The sequence below is a fragment of the Pedobacter aquatilis genome, from assembly GCF_032678425.1.
GTDB classification, from domain to species: Bacteria; Bacteroidota; Bacteroidia; order Sphingobacteriales; family Sphingobacteriaceae; genus Pedobacter; species Pedobacter aquatilis_B.
This window is the reverse complement of record NZ_JAVTSG010000008.1, coordinates 92,177-108,283: the sequence shown is the minus strand read 5'-3', so window position 1 is coordinate 108,283 and position 16,107 is coordinate 92,177. Positions and strand designations below refer to the sequence as shown.

15 protein-coding genes are annotated in these 16,107 nt (G+C 36.0%); 8 read left to right on the top strand and 7 right to left on the bottom strand.

Translation table 11 applies throughout. The annotated features are described in order from the left end of the window. The first annotated feature begins 85 nt into the window (after positions 1-85). Positions 86-1,720, top strand: a complete 1,635-nt coding sequence (locus tag R2Q16_RS19915; protein WP_316739773.1) for an amidohydrolase — start codon at positions 86-88, stop codon at positions 1,718-1,720. Continuing rightward, complete coding sequence (locus R2Q16_RS19910) at positions 1,707-3,524, top strand: serine hydrolase domain-containing protein (RefSeq protein ID WP_316739772.1); 1,818 nt, start codon at positions 1,707-1,709, stop codon at positions 3,522-3,524. Before R2Q16_RS19915 ends, R2Q16_RS19910 begins: the two co-directional genes overlap by 14 nt. 111 nt (positions 3,525-3,635) lie before the next feature. Here R2Q16_RS19910 and R2Q16_RS19905 read toward each other — a convergent pair whose 3' ends face one another. From R2Q16_RS19905 to R2Q16_RS19895, 3 genes are all read right to left on the bottom strand, one after another. Continuing rightward, entirely contained in the window at positions 3,636-4,238 is a 603-nt protein-coding gene (locus R2Q16_RS19905) for a hypothetical protein (protein WP_316739771.1), read from the bottom strand. Between the two features lie 92 nt (positions 4,239-4,330). Then, entirely contained in the window at positions 4,331-4,987 is a 657-nt protein-coding gene (locus tag R2Q16_RS19900) for a hypothetical protein (protein ID WP_316739770.1), read from the bottom strand. A 277-nt stretch (positions 4,988-5,264) separates the two neighbouring features. Beyond that, positions 5,265-6,227, bottom strand: coding sequence for an isopenicillin N synthase family dioxygenase (locus R2Q16_RS19895; protein ID WP_316739769.1), 963 nt, complete (start codon positions 6,225-6,227; stop codon positions 5,265-5,267). Between the two features lie 249 nt (positions 6,228-6,476). Here R2Q16_RS19895 and msrA point away from each other — a divergent pair, with 249 nt between their 5' ends. From msrA to R2Q16_RS19870, 5 genes are all read left to right on the top strand, one after another. Further along, the gene (msrA, locus tag R2Q16_RS19890) at positions 6,477-7,076 is read left to right on the top strand and encodes a peptide-methionine (S)-S-oxide reductase MsrA (RefSeq protein ID WP_316739768.1); all 600 of its coding nucleotides are present in this window, start codon (positions 6,477-6,479) and stop codon (positions 7,074-7,076) included. Positions 7,077-7,476: 400 nt separating this feature from the next. Beyond that, complete coding sequence (gene cysS, locus R2Q16_RS19885; protein WP_316739854.1) at positions 7,477-8,937, top strand: cysteine--tRNA ligase; 1,461 nt, start codon at positions 7,477-7,479, stop codon at positions 8,935-8,937. A 46-nt stretch (positions 8,938-8,983) separates the two neighbouring features. Beyond that, positions 8,984-9,967 (top strand): M28 family peptidase, encoded by a 984-nt coding sequence (locus R2Q16_RS19880; protein ID WP_316739767.1) that lies wholly within the window; start codon positions 8,984-8,986, stop codon positions 9,965-9,967. A 90-nt stretch (positions 9,968-10,057) separates the two neighbouring features. Continuing rightward, positions 10,058-10,918, top strand: coding sequence for a nuclear transport factor 2 family protein (locus R2Q16_RS19875; RefSeq protein WP_316739766.1), 861 nt, complete (start codon positions 10,058-10,060; stop codon positions 10,916-10,918). Between the two features lie 93 nt (positions 10,919-11,011). Continuing rightward, entirely contained in the window at positions 11,012-11,896 is an 885-nt protein-coding gene (locus R2Q16_RS19870; RefSeq protein WP_316739765.1) for a glycerophosphodiester phosphodiesterase family protein, read from the top strand. 153 nt (positions 11,897-12,049) lie between these two features. Here the strand turns inward: R2Q16_RS19870 and R2Q16_RS19865 are convergent, their stop codons facing one another. The 4 genes from R2Q16_RS19865 to R2Q16_RS19850 form a co-directional block, all read right to left on the bottom strand. Continuing rightward, positions 12,050-12,250, bottom strand: coding sequence for a hypothetical protein (locus R2Q16_RS19865; protein ID WP_316739763.1), 201 nt, complete (start codon positions 12,248-12,250; stop codon positions 12,050-12,052). Between the two features lie 117 nt (positions 12,251-12,367). Next, a complete protein-coding gene (locus tag R2Q16_RS19860) occupies positions 12,368-13,330 on the bottom strand; it encodes an AAA family ATPase (RefSeq protein WP_316739761.1) in 963 nt (320 codons plus the stop codon). A gap of 5 nt (positions 13,331-13,335) precedes the next feature. After that, positions 13,336-14,697, bottom strand: a complete 1,362-nt coding sequence (locus tag R2Q16_RS19855) for a peptidylprolyl isomerase (RefSeq protein WP_316739760.1) — start codon at positions 14,695-14,697, stop codon at positions 13,336-13,338. A 61-nt stretch (positions 14,698-14,758) separates the two neighbouring features. Next, positions 14,759-15,346 carry a hypothetical protein gene (locus R2Q16_RS19850; RefSeq protein WP_316739758.1) on the bottom strand — a complete coding sequence of 196 codons (588 nt, stop codon included), beginning with the start codon at positions 15,344-15,346 and terminating at the stop codon, positions 14,759-14,761. A gap of 104 nt (positions 15,347-15,450) precedes the next feature. Between R2Q16_RS19850 and R2Q16_RS19845 the strand changes: the two genes are divergently transcribed. Continuing rightward, entirely contained in the window at positions 15,451-16,107 is a 657-nt protein-coding gene (locus R2Q16_RS19845; protein ID WP_316739756.1) for a hypothetical protein, read from the top strand.

Genomic DNA, 16,107 nt, shown 5'->3' with positions numbered 1-16,107 from the left:
AGATAAGCTAGACAAAATGTTTAAGAGAGATACTAACATTTTCTTTACAAACACTTCTGCCCACATTTTTTCTATCTTTATCTACATGAAATCACTTCTATACGCATTCCTGTCAATTGCGCTTTTATCATCCTGCCAAAAAAAGGAACAAGCCGATTTACTGGTTTTTAACGCAAAGGTTTACACCGTCAATTCAAAATTTGATACAGCGCAAGCCTTTGTCATAAAGGAAGGTAAAATACTAGCTGTTGGCAGCAACGATGAGATAAAAAAGCAATTTGAAGGGAAAGATAATATAGATGCTTTGGGGAAAACGGTTTATCCAGGTTTTATTGACGCACATGCACATTTTTTCGGCTACGGACAAAGCCTCCAAACTGCCGATTTGCGTGAAACAAAATCCTGGGAAGAAGTGCTTCAACGGCTGCAGGCTTTTGCAAAAACTCACTCTGATGGCTGGTTAATTGGTAACGGTTGGGACCAAAACGATTGGGACAATAAAGCTTTCCCGACAAACGAAAAATTAACACAACTTTTTCCAAATCGCCCGGTTTTGTTGAGTAGAATTGATGGCCATGCCGCAATTGTAAACCAAAAGGCCTTCGATGATGCCGGAATAAAAGGCGAGCAAAAATTAGTTGGTGGCGATATGCTAACCATCAATGGAAAACTTACAGGTGTACTAATTGATAACGCTGTGGGTTTGGTAGAAAACAAAATTCCCTCACCCGACGCTAAGCTTGCTGAAAAGATTTTAACCGATGCACAAAAGAACTGCTTTGCCGCAGGTTTAACCACAATTGATGATTGTGGCCTACCTTTTCAAGCAGTAGATTTCATCGAAAAACTGCACAAGGAAAATAAATTAAAAATGCGTTTGTACGTGATGTTATCTGATGCGCAAGATAATTACGATTATCTTTTTAAGCGTGGCGCAATCAAAACGGATAGGTTAAATGTTCGCTCATTTAAGGTTTATGCCGACGGAGCTTTAGGTTCTCGTGGTGCAAGTTTGTTAAGGCCTTACACGGATATGCCAAATAAATCGGGCTTTTTATTAAGCAATCCTAAACATTTTGAAGAAGTTGCCGAAAAAATTGCAGCCCATAATTTTCAAATGTGTACACACGCCATCGGCGATTCTGCAAATCGTGTAATTCTTAAAATTTACAATAATACTTTAAAAGGGAAAAACGATAAACGCTGGCGCATTGAGCATGCCCAGGTAGTTAATGCAAAGGATTTTGACTTGTTTGGAAGCGCAAGTATTGTGCCTTCTGTTCAGCCTACTCATGCAACATCAGATATGTATTGGGCGGGCGATAGGTTAGGCAAGGAGCGTTTAAAAGGGGCATATGCTTACAAACAATTGCTAAACCAAAATGGATGGATTCCTTTAGGAACGGATTTTCCAGTCGAAAACATTAATCCATTATTAACGTTTTATGCAGCAACGGTGAGGGAAGATGCTAAAGGTTTTCCGAAAGGCGGTTTTCAATCTGAAAATGGTTTAACCCCAGAACAAGCCTTACGCGGCATGACCATTTGGGCGGCGAAGGCAAATTTTGAAGAACATGAAAAAGGAAGTATTGAAAAAGGCAAGTTTGCTGATTTCGTAATTTTGGATAACGACATCTTAAAATCATCACCAGAAAACATTTTAAAAACCAAGGTATTAAAAACCTACCTCAACGGAGAAAAAGTATATGAAGCGAAATAGATTATTTATTCTGGCTGCGGCAACTGCATTTAATGTATTGTGTTTAGTGGCCTGCGCACAAGAACATATTCAAAACGAAAAAAAGCTATCAATTGCCAATTCAATTAATAAAACTACAGTTCTGTTAAATAATCAGAACAATGTTATTCCGTTGAAAAACCTTGAGAAAAAAAACATCGCGTCAGTAAGCTTAGGCTACAGTTACAGCAAAGTTTTCGATAGTTTGGCAAATAAGTATGATAAAATTACTTCTTTCTCAGCTGATGCTTACAAAGACAGCATCAACTTAAATGATTTGGAAGACGAATTAAAGTATTTCAATACGGTTTTGGTAGCTGTTGATGAACAAAACATTAGCCAGGCCAAATACGTCAATTTTATAACCAGCATTAGTAAAACTAAGTCAGTAATTGTTTCTTTTTTTGGTAACGGAACAGGGTTGAAATCTTTCGATAATTTGAATACGCCAATCATTTGGACAGCTCAAAATTCTGTTGATGCAGCGGAAATTGTACCGCAATATATTTTCGGCGGTATGGCAGCAGCTAATAAATTAACAACTGCGTTTTCTCCAAAATATACAGTCGGCTCGGGCTTTACTACTACAGTAACCCGATTAAAATATACCGTTCCGGAAGATGCTGGTGTAAACTCCAATAATTTAAAAGAGATTGATGCTATTGCCGCAGAAGCCATCAGTCAGAAAGCTGCGCCTGGTATGGTTGTTTTGGTTGCAAAGGAAGGTAAAGTAATTTTCAATAAAGCATATGGAACACATACTTACGATTCTACCTTGCCAGATAAAGTTACCGATATTTTCGACTTGGCTTCAGTAACAAAAGTTACGGCAACAACGCCATCGGTAATGCGTTTGTTCGAAGAAAATAAATTAAAGCTCGATACAAATATCGGCGCATACATCCCAAAGGCAAGAACTACCCCAATGAATAGCATCAAACTTCGCGAAGTGATGCTTCATCAGGCGGGTTTTATTCCGTACATCCCTTTCCATAATTTTGTAAAAGAAGGCGATTACAGCCGTGATTCTTCAGCAGCATACCCTACAAAAGTGGCCGATAATTATTACATCAAAAAAGGATTTTTCAAAGATTTCATGTGGCCAAAAATGCTGAACTCGCCAATAAAAACCCGTGGGCAATATGTTTATAGTGATATCAGCATGTATGTAATGAAGGATATTGTAGAGCATATTAGCGAAGAACCTTTAAATCAATACGCTTACGAAAATTTTTATAAACCACTAGGGATGCAAACGGCTGGTTTTCTACCAAGAAACCGTTTCAGTGCAGACCAGATTATTCCTACGGAAGATGATAAATATTTTAGAAAAACTCTGCTGGTAGGTTATGTCCACGACCAGGGCGCCGCTTTAGCAGGCGGAATATCTGGTCACGCCGGACTATTTTCTAGCGCTAACGATTTAGCAATCATTTATCAAATGTTATTAAATAAAGGAACTTATGGTGGGACAGAATATTTTAAACCTTCAACGGTTGATATGTTTACCTCAAAACAATCGCCTGTAAGTCGTCGCGGTTTAGGTTTCGACCGCTGGGACCCAGATACATCAAAACATTATCCATCTGATTTAGCTTCGGCGCAAACTTATGGTCATACAGGTTACACAGGAACTTGCGTTTGGGTAGATCCATCACGCGGATTGGTTTATGTATTTCTTTCAAATCGTGTTAACCCAACCGTTTCTGAAAAGCTTGGTAATCTAAAAATCAGAGGCAGAATTCAGGATGTAATTAATAAAGCCATCGACGAATCTAAGAAATAGAGGAATAGCAACGAATTTGGGCAAAATATTATAAAACTCCGTCATTGCGAGGCACGAAGCAATCTCTATAAAAAGACTGCTTCATGCCTCGCACAATGACGATTATAATAATTATTCATCATCAAGCAAAGTAATACAGCCTTTTTCAAGTTCTTTTATTCTTGAATCAAAAGACTTTAAAGCCTCATTGTTTTTCGATGATTGATAAAGAAAAGTAATTTTACTTTTAGTTGTTTCATCAGGGTCGCAAGCATAAGATTTCTCTAGATAAGCTGCTGTACTTTTCGTTAATTTTTGGTAATCTTCTGTAAGCTTTTTATGTGAAGTTATATCTTTTGCAAGCGCAGCCTCATTTATTTTTTTCGCCATTTCCTGGCAATCCTTAAAATAATAACTTCCTAAAGCTAGGTATGGCACATAATAACCTGGTGTGAGCTTAATGCTCTTTTCGTAATAAGGTATTGCCAGATTCATCTGATTTGTTTCTTCATACAATCTGCCTAAATGATAAGTCGCATTGGCAATTTGTTTTTCTTTTAATTCAGATGAACGCTTTAGCAAATCAGATGCAACCGCAATTGCTTTCGATTTCTCATCATTAGTCATTCGAAGCATGGTGTAATCTTCATACAAATCTTCGATATTTTTAGTTTGAGAGAATGCTGAACTGACTGTAATAAATAATAGAAAGCTTAATAGATAGGTTTTTTTCATAAGATGAAATTAATCACGGAATATATAAATAATGTTGGGCATATTGTAAGGTTAGTGTTTTAAGAAATTATTAAGATTGAGCCAGATTAATACTAATTCCAAAGCCCTTTTTCTCTTTGCTGTTTTATAATTGCAATGATAACCTCATTAAAATACTGTGGCTCTTTTTCCAGAATTTCTTTAACCGCCTGGTTGTTGTCTTTTAATAAAGCTAATCTTTTATTTACAGCTTCGTGTTTTCTCGAATTGCCACATAAAGACCACTTTGCTGAGGCGCCTGCTAGAAAAACGTTTACATCAACCCGATTATCAATATTGGGTATTTGTGCTATAATGTTATCCAGATATTTTACTTTACCTGTTGCAAAAAATGAAGCCCAATTCATATCATTTAAAGATGGTGATGGTTTAGTTTGTAAATATATACTGTCAACATTTGCTGTAGAGAGGTAAACTAAAAGTTTTTTAATTTCAGGCTTTTCAACTCTGTCAATATTTGACAGAAAATCTTTTTTTAATTTTGGATTATCTAGAAATGCGGCACCAAAGAAACCCGTAAGTATAGGATTAAGTTTGTCGATACCCATTGGTGTCTTATTGATAAAGTCAATTGCTTTATTGATAATATTGGTATCCTTCTTTAAATAATAGGTCTGCGAAATTTGGTTAAAATTCCTGTCATCACCCTGTGCGAACAACATCTTAGATAATAGAATTAAAATAACTGCAGTAATGGTTAAGCTTTTCATATTATAGTTTATGTATTTATTAACTTAAAATAATCTCATTTCTCAAGAATTGAATAGGTTTTCATAATCATCGTAAGTAAAAATTTGACTTAGCATAAAACTGGCTTTACTGGGATGTATTTTTTATAGCTGATATAGATGCATGAAAATAGCACGAAAAATTAATAAGTCAGTATTAAATAATCACGTCTAAAGTTATTTTTTTGTACAAACAAAAAAGCATCAACTCTCGCTGATGCTTTAAACTTTTTACTTTGAACTTTCAACTCATTCAAGCTTACATTTTCAATCCAATTTCTCTTAATCTTTCATCAAGATATGCTCCGGCGGTCATATCGCTGTATGCTTTTGGGTGTTCAGCATCGATTGTAGATGGTAAACTTGTTAAATCCATGTCGCTACGCGGATGCAAGAAAAATGGTACAGAAAAACGTGAAGTTTTCATTAATTCGCGAGGTGGATTAACAACTCTATGCGTTGTCGATTTTAACTTGTTGTTTGTTAAACGTTGCAACATATCGCCAACATTTACTACGATATCGGTGTGGTGTGCTTTAATGGCAAGCCACTCATTGCTGCGGGTTAAAACTTCCAAACCATCAGCACTTGCGCCAATTAATAAAGTAATTAGGTTAATGTCTTCATGCGCTCCTGCACGAACAGCATCATCAGGAATGGTTTCAGGATTCTCTATCGGGAAGTAATGGATGCCTCTTAAAATCGAATTTCCGTTATGAACATGTTTATCGAAATAATCAATTGGTAATTCAAGGTATGTTGCAATGGCACGTAATAAATGCGTTCCGTTTTCTTCGAGCTTTTTATAAATTGTGCCAGTTACATTGTTGAAATCTGGTAATTCTTCTAAAACCTCATTATCCGGATATTCGCTTTTAACCGGATCGCCATCTGTAACTTCTTGTCCGATTTGCCAAAACTCCTTTAAATCTGGTGTTTTTGCACCTTTAGCGGTTTCTTTACCAGCGCTTGTGTAACCACGCTGACCTGCTAATTCAGGTTTTTCGTATTTTCGCTTCGTTTCCAAAGGCAAAGCAAATGCTGCCTTAATGTTTTCGTAAAGTTTATCTATTAGTTCCTGACTTAAACCATGATTGGTGATGGTTACAAAACCAGAATCGTTAAAAGCTCTGCCAAGCTCATCAGAAAATTTCTTGCGCTCTTCGTCAGTTCCGTTTATATACGAACCTAAATCTAAACATGGAATATAAGGTGTAGACATAATTTTTATGTTTTAATTGTTAAACGAATTTAAGAAGAATTGTTAATAAGTGTAATTTACTAAAAACAAGCTACTGTATAGTGTTGGTTATTAGTGTTTTAAGTTATTAACATTGCTTTTGAATTCCACAGAATTTATGTTTGTCATGCAAAATCCATTATTAAAACAACGGAAACTTAAAATGTTTTTATTTCGTAATATAGATTAGTAATTGATAGAAATGTTGGTTGCAGATAAACACACAAAAACATGAAAAGAATAATTTTAATTTTATTAGCTGTACTTTCCATTGGCACAGCAAATGCTCAAGGAAAGAAGAGTGAGAAGGCAACATTTGGGATGGGCTGTTTCTGGTGTACGGAAGCTATTTTTCAAAAAATAAAGGGCGTTACTTCGGTAAAATCGGGTTACGAGGGTGGTAAAGTTGCTAACCCAACTTATGAAGAAGTATGTACAGGTTTTACCGGCCATGCTGAGGTTTTGGAAATTACTTACAATCCGATGCAGATTTCTTATACAGAGTTGTTGGAGGTATTCTGGAAAAGCCACGACCCAACCACTTTGAACCGTCAGGGTGCAGATAGTGGAACGCAATATCGTTCCGTTATTTTTTACCATAACCCTGAACAAAAAGCATTGGCGGATAAGTTTAAAGATGAATTAAATAAAACCAATGCTTATGGCAAAAAGGTGGTAACGGCAATTGAACCAGCCAAGCCATTTTATGTGGCTGAAAGCTATCATCAAAACTATTATAAAAACAATGGCGACCAAGCGTATTGCCGATTGGTTATCTTACCTAAGCTGGAAAAGCTCGAAAAGGTTTTTAAATCTAAATTGAAAAACTAAATAAGTTTATTCTTTAAACAAAAAGCTCAAATTGGACATCCGGTTTGAGCTTTTTTTGAAAGTATAGTTGTAGCATTAAATTTTATAATCCAAAGATCTCTCCCTTCCGCTACGTTCCAGTAGATGACGGTTAATATTTGAATCTTTTTGAGTTAAATAGACCTGATTGAAATGAAAAGCCCACAGCGTAGCGAGGACTTGCAATGTAAAGCAGGACGAACATTAATTGAAAAACAGGCTTTGCTCTTCAAAATAATTAAATTTTCTCCTAGAAGAATAAATGTTTTCAGCTGGTGGGTGGAAAGGGAAATAAATTGATTTTTGATTTATGCATTGTCAATAAAGTGATTTGACGATGAACAATTCCAAACAATCCGATGGTAAATATTACATTTGCAGTATGAATACTGGCTTAAAGCTTTACAATACGCTTTCTCGTAAAAAAGAGCAATTTATACCTTTAAATGCACCCAATGTTGGGATGTATGTTTGCGGTCCGACGGTTTACAGTGATGTACATTTGGGTAATTGCCGTACGTTTATCTCTTTCGATTTGATTTTCAGATACCTGAAATACGCAGGTTTTAAAGTTCGTTATGTACGAAATATAACGGATGCAGGCCATTTGGAAGGCGATAGGGATGAGGGCGATGATAAATTTGCAAAAAGAGCAAAGTTAGAGCAACTCGAGCCGATGGAAATTGTACAGAAATATACATTAGGTTTCCACGATGTGATGCGCATGTTTAATACGCTTCCGCCAAGTATAGAGCCGACTGCTACAGGCCATATTATTGAGCAAATTGAGATGATTAAAGTTATCATCGAAAATGGCTATGCTTATGAAATTGGTGGCAACGTATATTTTGATGTAGAGAAATACAGCAAGGAATATAATTATACTATATTAACTAACCGCAACCTAGAAGATATGCTTAATAACACCCGTGAATTGGGTGGTCAGGATGAAAAACGCGGTCGTTTGGATTTTGCGTTGTGGATAAAGGCGAAGCCTGAAACGTTGATGCAATGGCAATCTCCTTGGGGTATGGGTTTTCCCGGTTGGCATATAGAATGTTCGGCTATGAGTGCGAAATACCTCGGTGCTGAATTCGATATTCATGGCGGTGGAATGGATTTGGCGGCAACACACCATACCAATGAAATTGCACAATCTGAAGCTTGCAGTCACCACCAACCGGCTCGTTTTTGGATGCACACCAACATGCTTACGGTTAATGGTACGCGTATGTCAAAATCTGCCGGAAATGGTTTCTTGCCTTTGCAGCTATTTACGGGCGATCATCCTTTGCTTAAGAAAGGTTATAGCCCAATGACGGTTAAATTTTTCATGCTTCAGGCACATTACCGCAGTACACTAGATTTTTCAAATGATGCACTTGATGCATCTGAAAAAGGTTTCAGACGATTAATGGCATCTGTAAGCTTGCTTGATAAACTTCAAATTTCTGCGCAAAGCGATTTCGATATCGATGCGATTAAGGAGAAGTGTGTTAACGCAATGAATGATGACTTTAACAGTCCGGTTTTAATTGCCGAATTGTTTGAAGCCGTAAGAATTATTAATACGGTCTACGACGGTAAGGGGAAAATTTCTGCCGCTGAATTGGATAAATTAAAAGCTTTAATTAACGATTTCGTATTTGAAATTTTAGGTTTGAAAGACGAAGAATCAGATAATCTGGAACTAAACAGCGTTTTGGATATGGTTATTCAGCTGAGAAAAGAAGCGAAAGAGAATAAAGATTATGCTACATCTGATAAAATAAGAATCGGTTTGCAAGAGTTGGGTATTCAACTTAAAGATGGTAAAGAAGGTACAACTTGGAGTAAGGCTTAGGAGTTAACTTTCAACTTTTTACTTTCAGCTTTTAACTTAATAAACAATGAATAAAAAACTCTTAATACTGCCTTTAATTGCAATTATTGGTTTTCAGGCATGTAAAAGTGATAAAAAAACTACGGAAGATTCTGAGACAGTTGTACAAGAAATTACACTCGTTTCGCCTGAGTTTAATGCCGACAGTGCATTTGCCTATACAAAGGCACAGGTAGATTTTGGTCCACGTATTCCGGGTACTACAGCGCATCAAAAATGTGCCGATTATTTGGTGGCTAAATTGAAATCTTTTGGTGCAAAGGTTAGCATGCAAGGAGCGCCAACAAAAACATATGATGGAAAAACCTTTCAGCTAAAAAATATTTTGGCAAGTTTTAATCCAGAAAATAAGAATAGAGTTTTAATTACTGCCCATTGGGATGCAAGACCTTTTTCTGACCAGGATACAGACCCCGCAAATCATAGCAAGGCTTTTGATGCTGCAAATGATGGCGGTAGCGGTGTTGCGATAATTCTTGAAATGGCTCGTCAGATTCAACAGAAACAACCTAATGTAGGTGTAGATTTTGTGCTTTGGGATTTGGAAGATTATGGAAAGGCAAATGATGAAACACCTGATGAGACAACCTGGTGTTTAGGTTCTCAATTTTGGGCGAAAAATGTTGCAAAAACTGGTTACAAAGCTATTTACGGTATCAATCTGGATATGGTAGGCGGCGGAAATGCGCAATTTACACAGGATGAAATATCTCGCCAATCTGCACCCGAAGTTGTAAATAAGGTATGGAACATCGGAAGTGAAATCGGCTACTCATCTTACTTCGTAAGTATACCAAGTGGGCGTTTAGTCGACGACCATTTCTGGGTTAACAAAGCCGGAATTCCTTGTATTGATATCATCCATTATAACGATAATAGTGGCTTTTACATTAACTGGCATACACAATTAGATAATTTAGCAAACATTGACAAAAATACGTTAAAAGCAACCGGACAAACCGTTTTGGAAACCATTTATCGTGAAAAATAATAATGTTTAATTGTTAATTACTTTTAAAAACTCAGCCGAAAGAAAATTTTATATTCGCTCAACCTTAATTAAAAAAATAAATACCTACAGATGAAACAAATCTTCTCAACCGCATTAGCTTCACTCATAGCATTAGGTGCCTTTGCACAAAAAAGTGATGGAACCACAAAATCTTTAGTTAATGCAGAAAAAGAATTCGCTAAATCGATTGCAAAAAGTGGCGATAAAGAATCTTATATTGAATATTCATCTGCAAATACATTAGTTTTCAGACCGAACCCGGTAAATGCTAAAACTTTTTATGCCAGTCAATCCAAAGGTATGAATGAAGTAAGTTGGGAGCCAAATTTAGCCAAGGTTTCTAAAAGTGGCGATTGGGGATTTACAACTGGAAATTATCAGGTTGGTACATCAGAAAAAAAATATGGTCAGTATTTATCTATTTGGAAAGCTGAAGGAGGCAAATGGAAACTGGCTATAGATTTAGGTACAGAAACAAGCAAGCCTTTACATAAAATTGCAGATAGATTTGTTGAACCTAAAGAAAAGGTTGCGCCTAAAACTTTCGTAAATGAAAAAGAAATAAAGGCAGGTAAAGATGTAATTCTAACTACTGAGAAAACGCTTAATACCTTTCTTAAAACACATGGAATTGGCGCTTTTGGCGGGTTTTTAACTAATGATGCCCGTTTGCTTTTTCCAGGTAACGAAGCTATTGAAGGTAAAGGGAAAGTACTTTCGTTTTTAAACGGCATGGTTAGTAAAATAAATTTAAAAACTACGGCTGTTGATAAAGCCGCTGGTAGTGATTTTGCCTATACTTATGGCGTTGCTACCATTGATTACAAAGCCGATTTACGAGAAAGTTTTAATTATGTTTTCGTTTATGAAAAGGCTGCCGATTCGAGCTGGAACTTGATTGTTCAGGCTTTTGTACCCGCCGAAAGATAATTTATAATGTAAAAAAAAGGGCTCTCCGTAAAAAGAAAGCCCTTTTTTTATAAGTAAAACTTAAATCTTACGTTTATTCCTAAAAAGAATTTCATGCTTAAAAAACTAATACTAGTCCAACTCTTTATTTTAATTTTTATAAATGCATTTGCCCAAAAGCAAAAGTTTGATGTGCAGGGCAAAGCCGGTGCAAGAGGCATAATGCCCGAAAATACCATACAAGGAATGCTTAAAGCCTTGGATTTGGGCGTTACCACGCTCGAAATGGATGCTGTTATTTCAAAAGATAAGCAAGTAATCTTATCGCAAGAGCCGTACTTTAACACTGAAATTTCTTTGCAACCTAACGGAAAGGCAATCACTTTTAAGGAACAGAAAAATTTCAATATCTATAAAATGACTTATGAAGAAATAAAGAAGTTTGATGTTGGTAGTAAAATTCATAATCGTTTTCCAGGGCAAATGAAGTTTAAAGCTTATAAGCCATCATTACCCGAAACAATTGATGCTGTTGAGGCTTACGTGAAGCAAAATAGACTGCAAAAGCCAATGTATAGCATCGAAACTAAAACCATAAAAAATGGTGATAATGAGTTTCATCCTGAGCCCGCCGAATTTGTTGAATTAATTATGGCTGTTATTAATGAAAAGAAACTTACCAAGCGAGTGATTATCGAATCTTTCGACATGCGTACACTTCAGTATCTTCATGAAAAATATCCTAAAGTTCAAACTTCTTTATTAATTGATGAGAAAGAACCGTTTGAAGATTACATTGAAAAGCTTGGATTCAAGCCTACGATTTACAGTCCTTATTCTGTTTTAGTGGGTAAAGGTTTAGTTGATAGATGCCATGCAATGGGGGTTAAAATTATCCCGTGGACGGTTAACACAACAAAGGATATTAAGTATTTTATGAGTTTAGGCGTTGACGGAATTATTACTGATTATCCTAATTTAATGAATCAAATTAAGTAGCGAAAATTTTGATTCTTTTGCGGTCATTGAAGCAAAAACAATTAATTGACGGAACAATACCCAAATTCACTTTAAGTATGCTTTAATATGCTTAAAATAAGAAAGGTTCTGATAAACTAATATCAGAACCTTTCTTATTTCAATAAAAATTTCTTAGTGGTGAGGTTTTGCTTCCTCAGTATGATGTGTAGCTTCTGTTTTTTCATGAGATGAAGAACCACCTTCTTCTGCGTGATGAAAAATTGGTCTGGTAAAAGCCACGCAAAGAATTAAAACAATAATCCAAACGGTTAATGGTAATGCCCAAATCCCTTTTGTTTGCTGAACTGGTGCGTGTGAGTCGTGAGCTGACATATCTAATATTTTTGATTTATAATTGATGCTTTGTTATGAATTGTAAAGATAACAACAATGTTCAAAAAAGTAAATTTTAAAAACTTTAAATGATTATGCGGAATTTAATCCTTGAAATTAAAGTAAATCTTTAATTATTTTTTCGATAGATAAACCTTCAGCTTCTGCCCGGTAATTACGGACAATTCTATGGCGAAGGATTGGTTCAGCCACGGCTTGTACATCTTCAATATCCGGGGCATATTTACCGCTAATTGCAGCATGGCATTTCGCACCCAAAACTAAAAATTGTGATGCTCTCGGTCCAGCGCCCCAACTTACATATTTATTTATCGCATCTGTTGCAAATTCCGTATTTGGGCGGGTTTTTGCGGCAAGTTTAACCGCATATTCCAAAACATTATCTGTTACCGGGATATCTCTTATCAATTTCTGAAAATATTGAATATCATCAGCATGAATAATTTTTTGCAGTTGATTGGTTTTATTGCTTGTCGTGTTTCGAACGATATTCAACTCATCTGCAAATGCAGGATAATTAAGCTGGATGTTGAACATAAAACGATCTAATTGTGCTTCCGGTAGAGGGTAAGTGCCCTCTTGCTCAATTGGATTTTGAGTAGCTAAAACGAAAAATGGTTTCGGAAGGGTATGTGTTTGTCCGGCTGCGGTAACCGATTTCTCTTGCATCGCTTCTAGTAAAGCTGCCTGCGTTTTTGGAGGTGTACGGTTAATTTCATCCGCAAGAATAATATTTGAAAAAACAGGGCCTTTAATAAATTTAAAGTGCCTGTCTTCTCCTAATATCTCAGCGCCAATAATATCACTTGGCATTAAATCTGGCGTAAACTGGATTCTGTTAAAATCCAAATCCAACACTGATGCTACGGTTTGTACAAGTAAAGTTTTGGCTAATCCGGGTACACCAACCAGTAGGCAATGGCCGTTACTGAAAATGGCGATTAAAACAGATTTTATAATGTCATCTTGTCCAACAACTACCTTACTTATTTCGGTTTTAATATTATTGAACGATTGATGAAGGGCATCAACAGCTTCTACTTCATTCTTGTACTGCATAGGCATTATTTCGATTCAGTGCTTGATTTTGTCCAGATTTTTAATTGATCGCAAGTTTGAAATTCCGGGTCAATTTTAATGTATGTGCTTTCTCTACGTTTTTCAAACCATTCGCTTAATGTACGATTAGTTTTATCATCCTGCGCAGCAGCTTTAATTTTTGGAAAATCCTGAACCATATTTGCCTTATGTGGCGGTATTTTAGATTTTAAGTATAAAATTCTGTAGCCCTGTTTGCCATCGGCAGCAGTAAACAACTCAGGTTTAGAAATGCCTCCAACTTTCATAGTATCAATAACTAAAAATACTGCTGGGTCTACCTTATCAATTGGAATAAATGTTGTTCTGCTTTGAACGTTTTCTGCATTAAGCATCATACCGCCATTGTATTTGGTTTCCTTGTTATCAGAATAAAGATTAGCCGCGGCCGCAAAGCTTAATTTTTTAGCCATGATGTTATTGTAAATACTATCTGCATGAAGTTTAGTACGGTCGATACTGGCTTGCGTACTTTTTGGCATCACTAAGATGTGGCGGGCATGAACCTGCTCACCTCTACGTTCTATTACCTGCAAAATGTGAAATCCAAACTCCGTTTCAAACACCGGCGACATTTCTCCTGCTTTAAGTTTGAATGCCCATGAAGTAAATTCCTTTGCCATCTGGCTTCTGTCGAAGAAACCTAAATCTCCACCATCACCTACAGAACCCGGATCTTCCGAATAAGCTTTTGCTAATGCACCAAAATCTTCGCCGCCTTTAATTCTCAGACGCAAAGCCTCAATTTTATCATGAAATCTTTCTTTCTCTGCCTTCGTTAATTGAGGATTTAAAATTACTTCTCCAATTTCTACCTCAGTGTTAAATTCTGGAAGGGTATCACCTAAAGATTTATAGTATTTTTCAACTTCTAATGGCGTTACGTTGATGTTCTCTGTAATTTTAGATTGCATTTTTTGCGCAATTAGTTCATCTTTAATTGATGGTCTAATCTCATCTTTGTATTGCAAAACAGATTTATTTAAAAACTGCTCTAAACGCTCTTGTCCGCCTGCACGGTTGATGCTGTAACGCATACGTCTGTTCACTTCATCATCAACCTGGCTATCATCAACCATAATCGAATCGATTTCAGCCTGTTGTTTAAGCAATTTTTGTATTAAAGTATTCTCTAAAATTTTGCATTTAATGTTGGGGTCAGCTGCCTGTCCTTGATACAAAACTTGGGTGTATTGCTGGTTAATATCTGATAGGAGAATAATATTATTTCCTACTACAGCAGCAACTTTATCGATGTTGTTTTTTTGAGCATAAGTGTTTAAAAACAAGCTCAATAACGCAGTTACTGCTAAAAAAACTTTCTTCATTCTATTTATTGTATTTTGCAAATTTAATATTAATGGTCTTATTAACTAAATACATTGCGATTTATAGCTTTACTAATTTCCGTAATTCGTTCTCGTTAATTTTAACCTGGTACTTTTGTTTAAGGCTATTCAGCCAGTTGTCTTCTAATTTTTGCTGATAATCAGCAACTACATCGCCTTTTATTTCGCTTAACGGTTTGTTGTAATTTTGTTTATTCGTTTGGTAAAAACTGCTGATTGCTTCATCATCATCCTGTGCTTTACTCCAGATTTTGTGCTCAGAAACATTAAACATCAACACACCTTCACGGTATTCGTTTAGTAAATAATCTTGCTCTTTACCCTTATTATTAGCTTTTTTACGTTCGGCTAAAGCGCTCTCATAAGTTTTAACTTCTTCCAGATAGTTGGTATTTTTATCCAAACCCATATCCTTTGCATCCAATACCTTAAGCTTAAAATTGATGTATAAGTTTAAGTAATTTGCAAGTGTGTTGTAATCTGTGGCAGTATTTCCATTATGACTTTTCTTATAAGCCCACAAAAATTCCTTACTACTTATTGGCTTATTGTTAATTGTAGCAACATTTTGAGCAAACGAAGCACCAGTTAACAAACTAAAAATAAATAAGCAATAAGCTTTTCTCACAAAGCGGTTTCTATAAATTTTAATGGATAAAAGTAACAATAAGCGGAGCTATTATAAGATATTTAACTAATTTTAACAGATATTATTCTAGTGCAAAAATACGAATGGAAAACCAGCTTACCAACAATGCCAACGCTTTACGATTATTTTTTACCGAGGATGTATTTCTGGTGCAAGATAATTCGGTAATAATGCCCCCTGTTGATGTTGTGAAGCCAGTTTTGGAGGCTGCAGGCATTCCGTCTATTGAAGCGAAAATTAATGTTATCGAAGCTAAAGAACCTGTTTCTATTGCAGTTGTTCCGTCTGATGCAACTCCAGCTTACATCGAAAACAGCGTAAAAACGAGTATTGTCGAGGAACCAGTTGCCCAATCAAAAAGCTTCAAATTTTTGGGTGGGAATAAAAAATCTGTTTTGATTTTGGTTAATGATAATGTGAATGATGTAAGTACAGAACAGGGTAGGGAATTGCTACGTAAAATTGTAAAAGCTGTGGATTTGGCAGCGCCTGATTTTGCACTTTTAAATTATGCGACTTACACCGGAGCTGACTTTGCAGAACTCGACGAGTTTTTTAAGCCACAATTAATGTTAGCTTTTGGTGTTGAAGCCAATCATCTAAAATTGAACTTAACCTGGCAAAATCAAATTATTACTTTCGAAAGTACGAGAATGATTTTTGCACCAAATTTACATGATTTAGATGCCGATATTACGGCTAAGAAATTGCTTTGGGCAAATCTTCAACTTATAAAATAA